At 40.9% G+C, this 16,178-nt stretch carries 17 protein-coding genes; 11 read left to right on the top strand and 6 right to left on the bottom strand.

Translation table 11 applies throughout. The annotated features are described in order from the left end of the window. Window positions 1-106: 106 nt before the first annotated feature. Window positions 107-2,371: a Tex family protein gene (locus ABJF57_RS00565; protein ID WP_462235509.1), complete on the bottom strand. Its 2,265-nt coding sequence runs from the start codon at window positions 2,369-2,371 to the stop codon at window positions 107-109. A gap of 121 nt (window positions 2,372-2,492) precedes the next feature. Between ABJF57_RS00565 and ABJF57_RS00560 the strand changes: the two genes are divergently transcribed. Together ABJF57_RS00560 and ABJF57_RS00555 are read left to right on the top strand one after the other, a co-directional pair. Then, on the top strand, window positions 2,493-2,801 hold the full coding sequence (locus ABJF57_RS00560; protein WP_462235511.1) for a PadR family transcriptional regulator: 309 nt from the start codon (window positions 2,493-2,495) through the stop codon (window positions 2,799-2,801). Then, window positions 2,798-5,428: an ABC transporter permease gene (locus tag ABJF57_RS00555; protein ID WP_462235513.1), complete on the top strand. Its 2,631-nt coding sequence runs from the start codon at window positions 2,798-2,800 to the stop codon at window positions 5,426-5,428. Before ABJF57_RS00560 ends, ABJF57_RS00555 begins: the two co-directional genes overlap by 4 nt. A 10-nt stretch (window positions 5,429-5,438) precedes the next feature. On the opposite strand, the gene ABJF57_RS00550 is transcribed toward ABJF57_RS00555, so the two are convergent. Together ABJF57_RS00550 and ABJF57_RS00545 are read right to left on the bottom strand one after the other, a co-directional pair. Next, window positions 5,439-5,663, bottom strand: coding sequence for a hypothetical protein (locus tag ABJF57_RS00550; RefSeq protein WP_462235514.1), 225 nt, complete (start codon window positions 5,661-5,663; stop codon window positions 5,439-5,441). Window position 5,664: 1 nt separating this feature from the next. Beyond that, on the bottom strand, window positions 5,665-5,877 hold the full coding sequence (locus ABJF57_RS00545) for a hypothetical protein (RefSeq protein WP_462235516.1): 213 nt from the start codon (window positions 5,875-5,877) through the stop codon (window positions 5,665-5,667). A 116-nt stretch (window positions 5,878-5,993) separates the two neighbouring features. Here ABJF57_RS00545 and ABJF57_RS00540 point away from each other — a divergent pair, with 116 nt between their 5' ends. The 7 genes from ABJF57_RS00540 to ABJF57_RS00510 all read left to right on the top strand — a co-directional run bounded on the left by ABJF57_RS00540 (window position 5,994) and on the right by ABJF57_RS00510 (window position 10,658). Further along, on the top strand, window positions 5,994-6,389 hold the full coding sequence (locus tag ABJF57_RS00540) for a hypothetical protein (RefSeq protein WP_462235518.1): 396 nt from the start codon (window positions 5,994-5,996) through the stop codon (window positions 6,387-6,389). 89 nt (window positions 6,390-6,478) lie between these two features. Further along, window positions 6,479-6,913: an SRPBCC family protein gene (locus tag ABJF57_RS00535; protein WP_462235520.1), complete on the top strand. Its 435-nt coding sequence runs from the start codon at window positions 6,479-6,481 to the stop codon at window positions 6,911-6,913. Next, the gene (locus ABJF57_RS00530) at window positions 6,888-7,211 is read left to right on the top strand and encodes an ArsR/SmtB family transcription factor (protein WP_462235522.1); all 324 of its coding nucleotides are present in this window, start codon (window positions 6,888-6,890) and stop codon (window positions 7,209-7,211) included. Before ABJF57_RS00535 ends, ABJF57_RS00530 begins: the two co-directional genes overlap by 26 nt. Window positions 7,212-7,334: 123 nt before the next feature. Then, window positions 7,335-7,901 carry a TetR/AcrR family transcriptional regulator gene (locus ABJF57_RS00525; protein WP_462235524.1) on the top strand — a complete coding sequence of 189 codons (567 nt, stop codon included), beginning with the start codon at window positions 7,335-7,337 and terminating at the stop codon, window positions 7,899-7,901. Window positions 7,902-7,988: 87 nt separating this feature from the next. Continuing rightward, window positions 7,989-8,738 (top strand): glucose 1-dehydrogenase, encoded by a 750-nt coding sequence (locus ABJF57_RS00520; protein ID WP_462235526.1) that lies wholly within the window; start codon window positions 7,989-7,991, stop codon window positions 8,736-8,738. 158 nt (window positions 8,739-8,896) lie between these two features. Next, entirely contained in the window at window positions 8,897-9,280 is a 384-nt protein-coding gene (locus tag ABJF57_RS00515) for a BlaI/MecI/CopY family transcriptional regulator (RefSeq protein ID WP_462235528.1), read from the top strand. Beyond that, on the top strand, window positions 9,273-10,658 hold the full coding sequence (locus tag ABJF57_RS00510; protein WP_462235530.1) for a M56 family metallopeptidase: 1,386 nt from the start codon (window positions 9,273-9,275) through the stop codon (window positions 10,656-10,658). Before ABJF57_RS00515 ends, ABJF57_RS00510 begins: the two co-directional genes overlap by 8 nt. A gap of 55 nt (window positions 10,659-10,713) precedes the next feature. Here ABJF57_RS00510 and ABJF57_RS00505 read toward each other — a convergent pair whose 3' ends face one another. Beyond that, window positions 10,714-11,127, bottom strand: a complete 414-nt coding sequence (locus ABJF57_RS00505; protein WP_462235532.1) for a hypothetical protein — start codon at window positions 11,125-11,127, stop codon at window positions 10,714-10,716. Continuing rightward, window positions 11,124-11,684: an RNA polymerase sigma factor gene (locus ABJF57_RS00500; RefSeq protein WP_462235533.1), complete on the bottom strand. Its 561-nt coding sequence runs from the start codon at window positions 11,682-11,684 to the stop codon at window positions 11,124-11,126. Before ABJF57_RS00500 ends, ABJF57_RS00505 begins: the two co-directional genes overlap by 4 nt. A 121-nt stretch (window positions 11,685-11,805) precedes the next feature. Here ABJF57_RS00500 and ABJF57_RS00495 point away from each other — a divergent pair, with 121 nt between their 5' ends. Beyond that, complete coding sequence (locus ABJF57_RS00495; RefSeq protein ID WP_462235535.1) at window positions 11,806-12,150, top strand: DUF6249 domain-containing protein; 345 nt, start codon at window positions 11,806-11,808, stop codon at window positions 12,148-12,150. A gap of 154 nt (window positions 12,151-12,304) precedes the next feature. Then, entirely contained in the window at window positions 12,305-14,677 is a 2,373-nt protein-coding gene (locus tag ABJF57_RS00490) for an FtsX-like permease family protein (protein ID WP_462235537.1), read from the top strand. Window positions 14,678-14,760: 83 nt separating this feature from the next. Here the strand turns inward: ABJF57_RS00490 and ABJF57_RS00485 are convergent, their stop codons facing one another. Then, complete coding sequence (locus tag ABJF57_RS00485; protein ID WP_462235539.1) at window positions 14,761-15,705, bottom strand: gliding motility protein GldB-related protein; 945 nt, start codon at window positions 15,703-15,705, stop codon at window positions 14,761-14,763. Between the last annotated feature and the right edge of the window lie 473 nt (window positions 15,706-16,178).

The following is a 16,178-nucleotide window of genomic DNA, read 5'->3' as shown; positions in this document are numbered from 1 at the left end:
GCAACGAAGAGTCATTTATGATGACTGGTTTTGCCGTACGATCAGCCCTCGCCTCTGAACATACCTCCTTTCGCACAGTACAAAGGTAGTAGAATTAATTCATACCCTACTGTCCAAACTTTCCTTTGAGCATGGCTAGCTTGGCTTGAAGATCTCCATCTGGTGCTTTTTCCTCCCTGGGTTTGTGCTCTTGCTGCCTCCTAGGATGTGTTTTTTTCTCACTTCGCTTGACTTGTGGGGCATCACTTTTCATGGATAAAGAAATGCGTTTTCGAGGGACATCCACCTCCAGCACTTTCACGGAGACTTTTTGACCAAGTTTGACCACCTGAGTAGGGTCAGAAACAAATGAATTCGAAAGATGGCTGATATGAACCAGTCCATCCTGATGAACTCCCACATCGACGAAAGCTCCAAACTTTGTGATGTTTGTCACTACTCCCGGAAGACTCATGCCTTCTTTTAGGTCTGTAATTTCATTGACCCCTTCCTGAAACTGGACAGCTTCAAATTGATCTCTGGGATCACGCCCTGGCCGATCCAGCTCGTCCATAATGTCTTTGAGTGTTGGCAGCCCTACTTCTTCACTTACATACTGGTTCAGATTGATCTGCTTCCGGAGTTCAGCTTTCGTCATCAGGTCACGCACAGAAGCTTGAGCGTCCTTTGCCATTTGTTCCACGGTTTTGTATCGTTCCGGATGCACGGCACTTTTGTCCAGCGGGTTTTTTGCTTCGGCTATTCGAAGGAATCCCGCAGCTTGCTCAAAAGCTTTATCTCCAAGTCTTGGCACCTTTTTTAGAGCCTCTCGGGAGGCGAAAGGACCATTTTCGTTCCGATACTTCACGATGTTGTCCGCTATTTGTGGACCAAGTCCGGATACATACGTGAGCAATTGCTTACTTGCCGTATTCAATTCCACGCCTACGTTGTTCACGCAGGCCATTACGACATCATCTAGCGACTTTTTTAGCGCAATCTGATCAACATCATGTTGGTATTGCCCTACACCGATGGATTTGGCGTCAAGTTTTACCAGCTCGGCTAAGGGATCCATCATTCTTCTGCCAATGGATACAGATCCTCGAACTGTTACATCCTCATTGGGAAACTCATCTCTTGCAACTTCAGAGGCAGAGTAGATCGAGGCTCCATTTTCATTGACCATCGCCACGATGATACTGGCCGGGAATCCCAGCTTTTTCACGAAAGACTCAGTTTCGCGACTAGCCGTACCGTTTCCAATAGCTATCGCCTCTATTTGATGTTTTTCTACCAGGTGCTTGATGGTTTCGCCTGCCTTTACCATGTCTTTTTGAGGTTCGTTAGGATAGATAGCTGTAAACTCAAGCAACTTCCCTTGCTTATCTAAGCACACCACTTTACAGCCTGTTCGAAAGCCAGGATCAACCGCCATTACAGCCTTTTGTCCTAGCGGAGCAGCCATCAAAAGCTGTTTCAAATTTTCAGCAAAAACAACAATAGCTTCTTCATCTGCCTTCTTTTTGCTTTCCATTCTTACCTCTGTCTCAATACTTACACTCATCAGGCGCTTATAGCAATCCTTAATGGCAGTTTTTACATGCGCGCTTGCATCGTTGTTTCCCTTCACAAATTGCCTTTCGAGTATGTCGACAGCTTCTTCTTGATCTGGAGACATGTTCATCGATAGAAAGCCTTCCTTTTCTCCTCGTCGAATGGCCAGAAGCCTGTGGGATGGGATCTTGTTTACCGGCTCATCCCATTCGAAATAGTCTTTGTATTTCTGAGCATCAGCATCCTTTTCTTTACTCTTTAAAACTTTCGAAGAAATAATGCCTTTCTTCATGAAGAGCTCTCTGATCTTTTGCCTCGTCTCTGCGTCTTCATTGATCGTTTCAGCTATGATGTCTCTGGCACCTTGCAATGCTTCTTCTGCTGATTCAACACCTTTCTCTGAATCGATATACTGCCCAGCTTCTGTCTGTGGATCGAAATTTCCTTGATCTAAAACTTTGATGGCAAGAGACTCTAACCCCTTTTCCTTTGCGACACTGGCTTTGGTTTTACGTTTTGGCTTGTATGGCAGGTAAAGATCTTCCAATGCGGTCATGGTTAGCGCGGCATTGATCTTCTTTTCCAACTCAGGAGTAAGTTTTTCCTGCTCTTTGATGGACTTAAGAATCGCCTCTCTACGTGCGTCCAAGTCTCTAAGCTGATCGATTCGATCTCTAATTCCAGCCACCTGAAGGTCATCTAAACTACCGGTAACCTCTTTTCGATACCTCGAAATAAAGGGCACGGTTGCACCTTCATCCAACAACGCTACTGTAGCTATTACTTGTTTTGTACCAACGTTTAGTTCTTGAGCAATTCTTTCTTCGTGTCTCATCTTAATAGTCAAATGGATGCCAAAAATAGAAGAGGCAGTGAATTAAAAAATACTGATGTGGAAAACTTCTGAATTTTTCTTCCGTATGACTTATACAAATGTTTAATAAATAGATGTAAAAATGGGAGCATTAGAAGAAATGGTTATTTTGATTGCTGCTGCAGCCAAGGAAGAGGCCTATGCGGTTTCTATTGCGAGAGAATATACACTCAGAACAAATCAGGAAATTTCAATACCGGCAATTCACACGGTTCTGAAGCGACTGGAGACCAAAGGATTCCTGAGGTCTTACGAATCGGCACCAACCGCTGAACGAGGAGGAAGAAAAAAGCGGCTGTACCAAATCACCACTTCAGGGTACTCGTTGGTGGCTGAACTTCGCCATCAGCGTGAAGAGCTATGGTCAGTAATTCCCAAGATGTCTATATGAGCACTGCGAATAATTTACCCAAATCTCCCATCAATTTTTTGCGGTGGTTTTGCAAAAAAGAAGTGATTGATGAAATAGAAGGAGATCTGATAGAAGCGTATCGTGAAAGGTTTGCTTCTAGTCCAAAATCTGCAAGATTTAAATTATGGAAAGAGGTTTTGCAATCATTCAAGTTTAGAAATATTGGAATCATGGAAAAGTATCAGAACCTATTTTTAGCAGGAAAATTGAGCATGCTGAAACAGTACGCCAGGGTGTTGCTAAGGACAGCTAGAAAACACAAGGTCTATACGCTCATCTCATTGACCAGTCTCATGTTGGGGATTACCTGTGCCAGTCTTATTTACCTATACCTGCAAAAGGAGACCAGCTACGATCGCATGTATACGCAAGCGGATCAATTGTATCGGATAAATCACAAAAGTGAGACTTCTGGTAGGACGTATGCCTACGCTCCTTTAGCTATGACTCCACATCTAATTGATCATTCGCATGCGATTGAGGATGGAGTGCGGATATTTAAATATCGACGAGCATCGCCGGTTACGGTTGAATTTTCCAATCGCTCGTTCAATGAGCCTCGCTTTGGTTGGGCAGATCCAAATTTCTTTGAATTATTTAACATTCCGGTGGTCAAAGGAAATGCCAAAGGGATTCTTGAACGACCCAATACAGTAGCTATTAGTGAGAGCCTGGCGATGAAATATTTTGGAACAAAGGATCCAATAGGACAAATAATTGGCTTTGGGTCAGCGGACATCACGAAACTGGAAGTAGTAGGGGTGTTTAATGATTTCCCCTCGAATACCAGCTTTCAACTCGATTTGATTTCTAATTTGGAGACGTGTGCAAGGATTATGTGGTCGTCCAATCACCTCAATGAATGGGGCAACATGTTTGTGAGCGCATATATCCAGGTAAAGCCAGGTTATGAGAAGGATGCAGCGGAGATCGTTCAAAATGCAACTACGACGTATTTTGACCCTGAGTCAAGTTCTACTTGGATATCGTCCATCCAGCCACTGAGGGAGATTCATTTGGGTGAAGCCATGGATATTGGAGAGTTGAGCAGTCACAATGATTCGGAGACGCTTCTTTTGATGGGGGTAATAGGGATAATCATCCTCTGCTTGGGCTGCTTCAACTTCACCAACATGATCACTGCGCAAGCCGGTCAGAGAACGAAGGAAGTAGGAGTAAGGAAGGTGCTGGGAAGCCACAAAAGAAACATAGCCCAGCAGACCTTTTTTGAAACCATGAGTTTTGTAGTTTCAGCTGGGGTGTTAGCGATAATGTGTGTGTACCTGCTTCTACCGAAACTGGGAGCTCTTACCTCCCACACTTATCAGCTTGCTGATCTCACAGTACCGGCGTTTTACGTTCCATTCCTACTCATTTTGTTAGCGGTGATTGTCTTGGCAGGGGCTTATCCTGCACTTTACATCAGTCGGATTCAATCCATTCAGTTGATGAAAAAAACCTCAGCAGATGGCGGAGGAGGATTAAGAAATGTATTGGTAACGGCTCAATTCGTGATCTCTACTTCCTTAATCATCAGTACAGGAGTTGTGTATTTGCAGCTTCAGTATCTCAAGGACAAAAAGCTGGGCTTTGACCACAGTGTCATTGTGAATATGCCTATTCATCATGATGAAGCGGTGATCCCCAAAATAAATACATTCAGAAATGAACTAGCTTCTTTCTCAGGAATTAGCAACGTCACAGCCGCCTCTCACGAGATGCTGACAGACTATACGTATATCACAGACTTTGAAGTAGATGGTATTGAGGAGAGCCAGTTGTGGGAGCGCTATACGGTTGAGCAAAACTACATTGCCACGTTTGACCTGGAAATAGTGGCAGGTAGAGGGTTTGACAGTAAAATTCAAACAGACTCTACTGCATTTATTCTAAACGAGAGAGCCGTAAGCGCATTGGGTCTTTCACCGGATGAAGTCGTTGGAAAAACCATTACAGATCTTAGCCTTGAGAAAACAGGGAAGGTGGTTGGAGTAGTGAAAGATTTTCATTTCAGGTCACTTCACCATGAAATATCACCTTTTGTGATGTATGTAAACTGGGACCGGTTAGACTATATCTCTGCGAGATTAGCTACCGAAAAATTCCAAGAGAATATCAACCACCTGGAAGAGGTTTGGATTAAAGTATTTGGAGAAGGGGTGCCTCTCTTTTTCAATTACCTCGATCAGCAAGCCGTTGCGATGTATGAAAAAGAAGATAACGAAATGAAGCTTTTTACGAGTTTCAGTATGGTGTCGATTATGCTGGGAGGGCTCGGCTTATTTGGGTTCGTCCTTTTTACAACGGAGCGTAAATCCAAAGAAATTGGCTTACGCAAGGTGCTAGGGGCAAGCGCATGGCAAATCATTGCGTTGATAAATAGCAATTTCATCCGTATGTTATGTCTGGCCTTTGTTATTGCATCACCCATTACATTTTTCCTGATGGGTAAATGGCTCAAAGACTTTGCTTACAGGATAGATCAACCGATCTGGATTTATTTAATGACCGCATTGGCGATTTTACTGGTTGCAAGTATCACCGTAAGTAGAACAACCTGGAAAGCAGCAGCAGCAAATCCCGTGGACGCCATTAAAAGTGAATAAAAGTGGGTAGTCAAAACCTGTTTTGAGATTCTATCTCATTGAAGAAGTTGACGAGATAGTACACACTTTTGGCCACTTCCTTTTCGCATGGAAGACTGGAATCTCGAGAGGTGATGTGTGCAAAAAACAAATCTTCCAGGTTTCTTCGAATTCTTGCTGGTGAAGCAAATTCAAACATGTCTTTTAGTTCATTCAGTATTTTCTGATCCGATTCAAATTGGTCTAATGGGCTCATGCTATTTAGATAGTTTATCAATTTTAGTTTTCATTTCTAGAATTAGCTGAGCGTATTTGGTGGCCATTTCTTTTATGTCAGTATTGTTCCGTTTGCCCTTACAGACTTTTCTGATATAATCCAATGTATACTCCGTTCCATTCTTTTCATGGAGCAATTGTTGAATTTTTCTGAAATCTGATTCTACAAGGTCATTTACAATTGATTTTGACATATTTGTCTAAGATTTTAATACAAAATGTAGTTTTTAACTACAATTAATTGAATAGTCTACTAATTAACTACAAATTGAGTATATTCAACGACAATCTGAGATTTATGTGCAAAAAAATGGGATTAAGTCAGCAGAGGCTTGCTGATCTCATTGGCAGTAAACGAGGAAAAGTTGCAGGATATTTCTATGAAACACAGGCTAAACCAGCCTTCCACCAAAAGCTTTCGGAGCAATTCAATCTTAACGTAGGTAAATTTTTAACACGAGAGATGAACGATTTAAACTTCGAGACATTTTTTAATTCTGTGGGGGCCACAATCGCCAATGAACCAGAAGAAGCGTACGGTAAGGCCGGGGCGATCAAGCTGCTTCAAAAAGCAAAGGATGCAGAAAATGAAGAAAAGCGCAACAAATTGATCGACGAGGCGATGGTACTCTTTGAACGTTTGGCCAATAAAAACAGTGAGCTGAAAGATGAGTTAATCAAGGCACTTAAGAAGGACCTTGAGTAAAGCAGCAATAAGAGCAACTAAATAGTTGCATGAAATAATAATTGTTGTAGTTTTGCAACTAAATGATTGCATTATTAAAATAATTTAACATGAAAGACGCACTGACGAAAGAGAAGACATTTGCCCACTCCATTGACAAAGTATGGAAAGCTATAACAGAAGGAGAGGAAATATCTAAGTGGTTCATTCAGGCTGACTTCAAAGCAGAAGTTGGATACGAATACACATTTACCGCAGCAGAAGAGCACGGTGGGACAATAATTAAAGGCAAGGTATTGTCAGCTACTCCCTACACTTTGGAATATTCTTGGCGTGTAGGCGATACAGAGATTGACACGATAGTTTCCTGGCAATTGGAAGAATCTGCTGATGGCACCAAGCTAATGTTGGAGCATTCTGGAATTTCTAACTTTCCGGAAGAAGCAGCCACTGAGATGCTGGGTCACTTCGACAAAGGATGGGACATGTGCATATCAGGACTTACAGAATACTTGACCAATGAAATTAACAAGCCAGCACATTAGTAAGATTTTCAAAGCAGTAGCGGACCCCACGAGGCGTGAAATCTTTCATGCCCTTGTGGTGGCGAGCGTTGCTATGCCAATTACACAAATAGCCGAGCAATTTGATATTAGCAGGCAAGGAGTGACTAAGCACATCAAGACCTTGGAAGATGCAGGCCTCATAGCGATCAGTACACAAGGACGGGAACGTTACTGCTTAGCCGATCCAAAGCCACTCAAAATGGTGTATGATTGGTTAGGCTTCTATGATAAGTTCTGGGGCAATGCACTGGATCGTCTGGACGACCATTTGGGATAATCTTTCAGAAAACTATCTTTGCGTTTGAAACGTTTGTTTCAATGAATAACAAATCAACCGGCTATTTGGTACTTTTTATCAAAAATTGATGAAAAATACTCAGTAATTAGTTGAGCGAAGCTCATGCCAAAGTCAGTCACATTTGATCGCGATAGCGTCATGGAAAATGTCATGAATCTTTTCTGGAGGAAAGGATACAACGGTACTTCTATGCAAGATTTGGTTGACGTCACTGGTCTCAATCGTTCCAGCTTCTACAATTCGTTTGGAGATAAGTTCTCGCTCTTTGAAGAAGCACTTAAGGCTTATCAAAAGCAGCAAAATGAATTATTGCAAGAGTCGTTTACTCATGCAAAGACTCCAAAACAAGCGATAATCTCTCTTTTTAAAGGAATAAGTGACGATATCAGCTCTGGAAACCAGAAGGGATGCATGTTTACCAGCTGCACAGCAGAGCTTGGAGCGGAGAACGCCCAGGTGCGTGATTTTTTGGTTGAGAATAAAGATAAAGTCGTAGAATCATTTGCCATGCTTATTCGAAAAGCCCAGGAGCAAGGAGAGATTGATGCACGAAAAGATGCCGGAACAGTCGCTCTTTTCCTTTTTTCCAGTTTGCAAGGATTGCGACTTACTTCCATGATTGAGCCTAATCTAGAAGCGGTTACAGAGGAAATCCTTGGGGTTTTATAATTTTTTTCATCTTTTTTGAAACGTTCGTTTCAATATGTTCGTTATTTGGACTGATCATTTCAAATAAACCTAAAATTTAAAATAAACATGGGAAAACTAGATGGAAAAGTTGCCTTGATTACAGGCGGAAATAGCGGAATAGGCTTGGCAACAGCGAAAACTTTTATAAGCGAGGGAGCTAAAGTGGTAATCACAGGAAGAAGAGAAGAAGCACTGGAGCAAGCAGCGAAAGAAATAGGAGGCGATGTGAAAACCATTCTTGCAGACGCAGCAGATATATCAAAGACCAAAGAGGTAATTCAGCAAACAGTTGATGCGTTTGGAAAAATTGATGTACTGTTTGTGAATGCAGGAGTTGCTTATTTTTCTCCTCATACGGAAATCACTGAAGAATTTTTTGATTCACAATTCAATACAAATGTGAAAGGCCCCTTCTTTTTAATTAAGGAAGCGATACCACAGTTAAATGACGGAGCAGTAATTATAGGGAACACATCCATTGTAGGTCAAAAAGGATTCGATGGAACAAGTGTATACTCCGCTACGAAAGCGGCCTTCCGATCACTATCCAGGGTATTGGCGAGTGAATTGAGGGAGCGAAAAATACGAACCGTAAGTGTGGCGCCAGGCCCAATAGAGACACCGATTTATGGTAAGATTGGCATGTCTGAGGAGGAGGTTAACCAAATGGGGCAAGGATTTGCTGCACAAGTACCCTTGGGCAGATTTGGATCTTCGGACGAACTGGCAAAGGCGGTGTTGTTCTTAGCTTCTGACGATGCTTCATATGTCAATGGGGTTGAACTAGAAGTGGATGGAGGACTGAGCCAGATTTAAGTTAGCACCCGTTAAATATGGACCATCTATCAATTCGGTAGATGGTTTTTTTACGTCTCCACATCATTAATTTATATACCTACGAAAAAAATCGTAGGTTTTCTTGCTTGTTTAAAATTATCCTCTTTTATTTGGTTACGAAAAAAATCGTAGGTCATATGAAAAAGGATCAACCAACGAATAGTGAACTCGAAATTCTCACCGTACTGTGGGATCGGGGAAGTGCTACCACCAGAGAAGTTCACGACATAGTCTCTCAAAATAAGTCGATAGGTTATACCTCGACGCTGAAGACCATTCAGAACATGCATGAAAAAGGGATGCTTTCTAGAGAGCCACATGGGCAAACGCACCTGTACTTTCCAGCAGTGAAGCAGTCTGATATACAGCAGGTGATGCTGGGTGGCTTTGTAAATAAGCTATTCAATGGCTCAGCTAAGAATCTGATTTTGCAAACACTGGGTAATCAAAAACCCTCTCAAGCGGAGTTGGAAGAGATTCGGGCAATGCTGGACAAATTAGAGAAGGATGGAGATGCATAATTCGATTTCACATTTACTTACTTGGACATTGATTCATTCCATTTGGATCGCAGGAGCGCTACTGCTCTTGTCCAAAATTGGTACATCATTAACGAAGAAGTCTCATCAGAAAAGTGGCATTAGATTGATATCGCTATTGATCTTCATCATTGTTACTGCGGTTGTTTTTGTTTTGAAAGTGGACCTTGACGGTGAGCGAGTGCAGGAATTTGTGATGCTTCTGCCAGATGGTCAATTTTTTCAAACGGATGCTCTTTCGTGGATTGAGAGACTCGAAATATGGATATCGTCAAACAGCCAATTGATAAGCTTCGTCTGGTGCTTGGGGCTGATTTTGAGCTTTGCTCGATACTATCTTGGCTTCAATCAAATGCGGAGGGCTAAAAAATTCTCACATGCATGTGCAGAGAATGAAATCATAGAAGCCATCTCAAAAATCAGTCAGAAGTTAAACTTGCGATCTCAAGTAGAGGTCAGGGTCACTTCGTTTGTCAATTCACCGCTAACAACCGGATGGCTCAAACCCATCATCTATTTACCTGTTGGATTAACTACCGGCTTTTCAGCCTCTGAGATAGACACCATTCTGTTTCATGAGATGGTACACATTAAACGTCAGGATTACCTGGTCAACTTGATTTTGGCTAGTATGGAGACTGTTTTTTTCTTCAATCCATTCATATTGATGATCATCAAAGAGTTGCGAAACGACATGGAATATGCCTGTGATGATCGTGTGATTAGACACAACAACAAGACGACCTACATGTATGCGCTGTTAAAACTTCAGGAACTAAGACTTTCAAACTCCCTGGGGCTGGCGGCCAAAGGGAATAACTCAGAATTTATAAAAAGGATAAATAAAATGATGAACAACACGGACAATTCAAACGGAAGGAGCACATTGATACCAGGACTTATCATATGCTTGTTTTTTGCAGTTTCAATCATGGGGAGCGCTTTTGTAAGCAAAGCTGAGCCAGTTGAGAAAGTAAAACAACTTAGAACTAATGAAATTCAACAAGACACCATTCGAGCCGAGAGCAAGAATGACCTCAAGCTTAAAATCAAGAATTTAAGTAAGGAGCAAATTGCATCAACAGTCATAATGCTTGATGGCAAAGTGGTTCCTATAATTAGTGGAGAAAATCTTGACAAAGGTGAGACAATGATGAAGCACATCAAAAAAGAACTTGTGCGAGATGGCTTGCTAAGCGCAGAAAACAAGCGAGTGAGATTGATGTTTCAATATTCAGACTTACTGAACGGCAAAGAAGTGCTTGGAGATAAGTATCCCAAGTACAAGAAAATCTTCAATGACTATTTCCCGAAATATGATAGCTACGCTACCACACGTGTATTCAAGTTTGAAAATTAGTCAACTCTACTACGCATGGAAAAGTCATCCACTTAAAGTAGGTGGCTTTTTTTGTTTATCTAAACATCCATCTTCGCCAGCGATAAATGACAATGAGGTAAATGCCTATGACGTTTATTGCAGCCAAGGATGTAAGAAGACTGGATGGAATATTTGGAAGGCTCAGGCCATTGTATTTAAATGAGAAATCGAATCGCAATCCATTCAGATTGTCTTTGAGCACTTGTGCGAATTCGGGTATTTGAAATGAATGACCGCCTGAGTTTAGCATCAAATAGATCATAACCATAGAGAATATACTGCCCATGAAAACCCACGCCTTTTTACTAATCACAGGCTCGTATTCAAATGCCTTCTGATCTGCATCTATGCGATGCATCACCTTTTCAGTGAGATTAGAGCTGGGCTCAACCTCCCCTTCTACAAACAATCTTTTTAACAATTCATCTTCTGTATTCATTTCCTTCATAGTGTTGATTGTTTAACGCCCATTTCCTTTAAAATATCAAGCAGTTTCTTCCTACTTCGATGCAAAAGTATCTTCACATTCGAAAGAGTTAAGTCTGTCACATCACAAATCTCTTGAAGCGATAGCTCCTGATAATAAAACAATGTAACAGCGGATCGCTCGTCTGGTTTCAATTTAACTAAAGCTCGACTTAATACTTGCTGCCGATCATTGACATCCAAATGCTTAGACGGTAAGCTTGCATTGCTTCCAGCCTTTTCATCGGTGACACTGTCCAATGAAACTTTCATGGGCACTTTTTTTCTAAAATGCGTCAGACAGTTCCGATGTGCTATACGAATGAGCCAGGTAGAGAACGACGCTTCGCCTCGAAATTGACTCAATGAACGATATGCTTTGATGAAGGTATCCTGCACCATTTCCTCTGCATCCTCGCGGTTATTCATCAAATAATTGACATAATTAAAAACTTTGGCTTCATACTTATCTACCAGAATGGCAAAGTTTCGCCATTCGCCCTTGAGGATACGATCGATAAGTTCAGTTTCGGTTTTCATGTTCATTTTCAGCTTTGACTACCAAAGCCTACTATAGGTTACGAAATATTTTCGTTTTTTGTAACCTCATTTCACAAACGGTAGTCAAAGAGGCAAAACAGTAACAATTTAAATTATATACATGGAACCATTAATAGTATTTCTAGCACTCTTCGGAACCATTTTCGGCATAGCCTACGTCTTTTTAACTACCAGAAACAAAGAGCGTCTTTCACTTATTGAAAAAGGAGTAGAAGCATCTCTGTTCAATAGCAAAGGATCTAAGTTTTCCATTGCCAAATTCATTCTCAATCTCGCACTTCTCTTCATGGGTATTGGCGCAGGAATTTTTATTGGTGATCTACTCTCTGATTCGCTTAATATGAAAGAAGAAGTAGCTATTCCATCCATGCTTTTTGTCTTTGGCGGATTAGGCTTGGTAGTGGGATTTTTTATCACACGGAATCTAGAGTCTAAAGGAGACTGATGGTTGACAAGAAGAAATGACAATCATGTCATGATAGAGGGTACAAGATAGCATGACTTGTGCCCTTTTTTTGTGGGAGGTAAGTCGGGTTAAGAGCTGATTTGTTAAAGAGGTTAGATATCTCTAATTTGATAGAGGTTAAAACTCAAAAATAATGGTCAAAAATCACCTACTCTCATTCATTAGAAATTTGAGGAGAAATACAAGCTATGCCTCAATCAATATTTTAGGACTTGCAGTAGGCTTTGCTGCCGCCCTGCTAATCTCCATTTACGTCTTTCAAGAATATAACTACGACAGGCATCACGCAGGATATGAAAAGATCTACCGACTAAGTGCGCCGAATTTTGCATTCTCTTCTCATGCGCATTTGGAATATTTAGAACAAAGTGTTTCAGGCATAGAGTCGTTCGTTACGGTGATGCCAACTCCAAGCGGGACACTCACAGTTTATGAGGATGGTTTTATAGAAGAAAACACATTTTATGTTAGCGAAGATTACTTTAAGGTATTTCCCCAAGAATTGATTTTCGGAAATTCTAGAAGCGCATTTGAAAACCCGTCTTCTCTAGTGATTACTGAGTCGGTTGCAAGAAAAATATTTGGTTCCGAAAATCCAGTTGGACTGCAAGTCGAATTGTCTTCGCAAAGTTCACCAGAGACTTACACTATCACGGGGGTAATGAAAGACCCGCCATTAAATTCATATTTGAAATACAATATTCTGGCAAGAGTCAAGACTGAATGGGAATTGAACCCTACAAATTTCTCAAATACAGTTGCGCATTGCTTTTTTAGAACGGAAGTGCCTCTAGCTCTACCACTGTTGCAAGAGGAGTCAGACAAAATATTCTCAAGGAGAAGCTATGAAATGTCAAATGGTGAGCAAAGCTTTCAAGACTACCATGAGAGGACGAAAAGTAGCAGACCCAGAATTTTAAACATTGCCGATGTTCACTTGAGTAAGAGTCTTCTTTTTGAAGCCTCCCCTGCAGGAAAGCCGCTTTACCTGCTGATTTTTATGGGCATTGCTTTTTTTATCATCATTTTGGCAGCAATTAACTACGTGAACCTAGCTACGGCACAAGCTTCCAAGAGAGCTAAGGAAATTGGCCTAAGAAAGGTTTTAGGATCAATTCGTTCTCACTTAATATTCGGCTTTCTTGCAGAATCTCTGGTGCTGTCTATGTTTAGCCTCATTGTTGGTGTTTTTATTGCCTCACTACTTCTAGAAGCTATGTCTTCTCTAGGCTTCACCGCCTTTGAGGTCAGCATTTTCGATTTCAAACAAATCCTAATGGTAATAACGGGCATTAGTATTTTTACCGGAATTGGTGCTGGCTTGTACCCTGCTTTTTACTTATCGAGATTTGCTCCTGCTCTAGTTCTGAAAGGAAATTATAGTAGCGAAAAGAGTAAAAGTCTATCACGTAATATTTTGGTGATTTTCCAGTTTACCGTCTCTCTGACACTCACAATCTTTTCCATTTTCGTTTACCAACAGCTAAACTATGGAATTGATAAGGACCTTGGTTTTCAAAAGGAGCAGGTCTTGATTTTGGATAATTCTAAAAATCAGTTGGGAGAAAGTGAAGAAGCATTCCGAGATAAATTATTGAGTTTATCGGTAGTGGATAATGCCTCTTTTAGTCGATATAGTATGGTCGATAGATTGGCACTTATTGGACTTCAAAATAAGGAGGATGAGGAACAGTACCTACGAACTCATTACAAATTTGTTGATGATCGTTTCATTCCAACGATGGGTTTCGAGATGTTGGAAGGTAGAAATTTTAATGTGGACTTAGAAGGGGATATAAATACCATTGTCATCAATGAACGCATGAAAGAAGAGATAGGAGGAGATGTGATTGGGAAAGTCTTCAATAGTGGACATCTGGGAAAAAGTATTGAGGTAATTGGAGTGGTTAAAAATTTCCATTTCCAAGATATGAGTAAGGAAATAGAGCCCGCTGCTTTTTTCTTTCGTGCGAATGGGAATCAGCTCAGCATCAGAATCTCGACTGCAAACAATCAAGCAATAGCTGATATTGAAAACGTCTGGAGCGATTTTACTACAGAACCATTCGACTATTACTTTTTTGATCAAAGGTTCAATAAGCTCTTTGAATCGGAGAAGACGTTGAGTCAGATCATAAGCATATTTACCTCACTTTCTGTCTTTATTGCCTTTCTTGGTTTTGCAGGCCTGATTAGCTTCCAGTTAGATAGAAGAATAAAAGAAATTGGCATCCGTAAGGTGCTAGGTGCATCCGTCCGACAAATCCTTGGGATGTTCTCATTAGAATTCAGTCGTTTAGTAATCATTTCTTTCTTGATTGGCGCTCCTCTGTCGTGGTACATCACCTCCAAATGGTTGAATTCGTTTGCTTATCGAGTTGATATAGGACTCGTTCCTTTCCTCATTGCGGGACTTGGAGGAACTTTTTTGGTTTTGTTAGTAATTGTAATCCGTGCCAGAAGCAAAGCAAGTACAAATCCTGTGGAAACGTTAAGGAGCGAGTAACGACCCAAGGTATTTTGAAATATAAAAGTGCAAGACAGTCATCCCTATCGTTTCTATCACTTTGGTAAATTAGGCTTGTTACTTTAATTGAACTTTTCAGGATACCTACTTGCTTCAAGAAACGCTTCAAAATCTTTGATCTTGATAATGTCAGCAATTGCATGTTTCTTGTCTTCAGCATTGTCATAATAAGATTTGACAATTTTGTACCCCATCCAGTAGCCAAGATCATTCGGTCGCCCTTTTTGCGAACTGTACAACCAGCCATCGTAGTTTTTCTCCATCATCCTTCCTTTAAATTCATTCCATAATTCTTCCTCTCTTTGATTGGCAAATTCATGTACCTGATCATTGATGTGTTTGCCGGAAGCAAGCTCAGCTATGAAGTCTGCAGAACCTTCTTTTATGGACGCTTTCAATAAACTACCTCCATCGTATTTCTGCTGAAAATGAACCAGCTCATGAACCACGATGTGTGGAATTTCATCTACTTTTTTCAATACACTCAAATGCCACTTGCTCAATTCATCTTTAGGCATAGTTGGGGTGAGGCCGTACATATCTGCACCTATTATTAATCCATGCTTAGATGCAGTACCCCCAGAGTTCATTGCACCAATTACAAAATAGACATTTGGGAAAATGGCATCTGGATACAATTCTTGCATCTTCGATAAATAAGATTTAATCTTTTCTTCTTGCTCAGAAATTTTTGGGGTGATCTCTCGTAATGATGCATAGTACTTGGGCCTCTTTTTTATGAAGTAGACCAGATTTTCAGCATTTTTTATTCGTCCATTCATGAATCCCTTCAGTCCTTTGGTTCCTTTTTTTATATAAAGATCCTTAAAAGCGTTTGGATCGTAATCAGGTAAAGACTTGTCATACGCGACCCAAAAATTGTCAATATCAGCTGTGACTAGCTCAATGTTATATGGATTTCTGTTCTGACATTGAACTGACTGAGTAGCAACGAATAGTGTGATGAGAAATAGAAAAATGGAGACTTTATGCGAGGTGGGTTTCATAGGTGAATGATTTGGTCATATACCTACTGATTGTGATTTAGCTGCAAGAGTTGCATGTGGGTATAAAACAGATCCCCTTAAGCCCCCAAATTAGAGAAGAATAAGTGCCATGATAGCTTGATATGACTAAAATGGGGCGACCTGATTTTGCTGTGGCTTGCTTGATGAAAAAATTGTCCAAGGAGGAAGATACCTGATCAAGTCAGGTATGACTATGAGTATGATTTTACGTTTGGGTCATGCTTTGTAAGACACGGCATCTTACTCTCCAATTACCTTGTGTAATTCACTATCTGAAGATGCCTGACCAAGTAAGTATAACCTGAAGGATGTAGTATCGGATTACTCAGTCATGCCGTTCTCCGAAACGGCATCTTCCATCACCGTGCAGAAGAGAATTAGAATCTCTAAGTCATGCCGAGCTTGCCCCGACATTATCATCAATGCTATGATTTTGATGCTGAAGATACCTG

The organism is Ekhidna sp., from assembly GCF_039940915.1.
Lineage (GTDB): Bacteria > Bacteroidota > Bacteroidia > Cytophagales > Cyclobacteriaceae > Ekhidna.
This window is presented reverse-complemented; position numbering and strand designations above follow the sequence as displayed.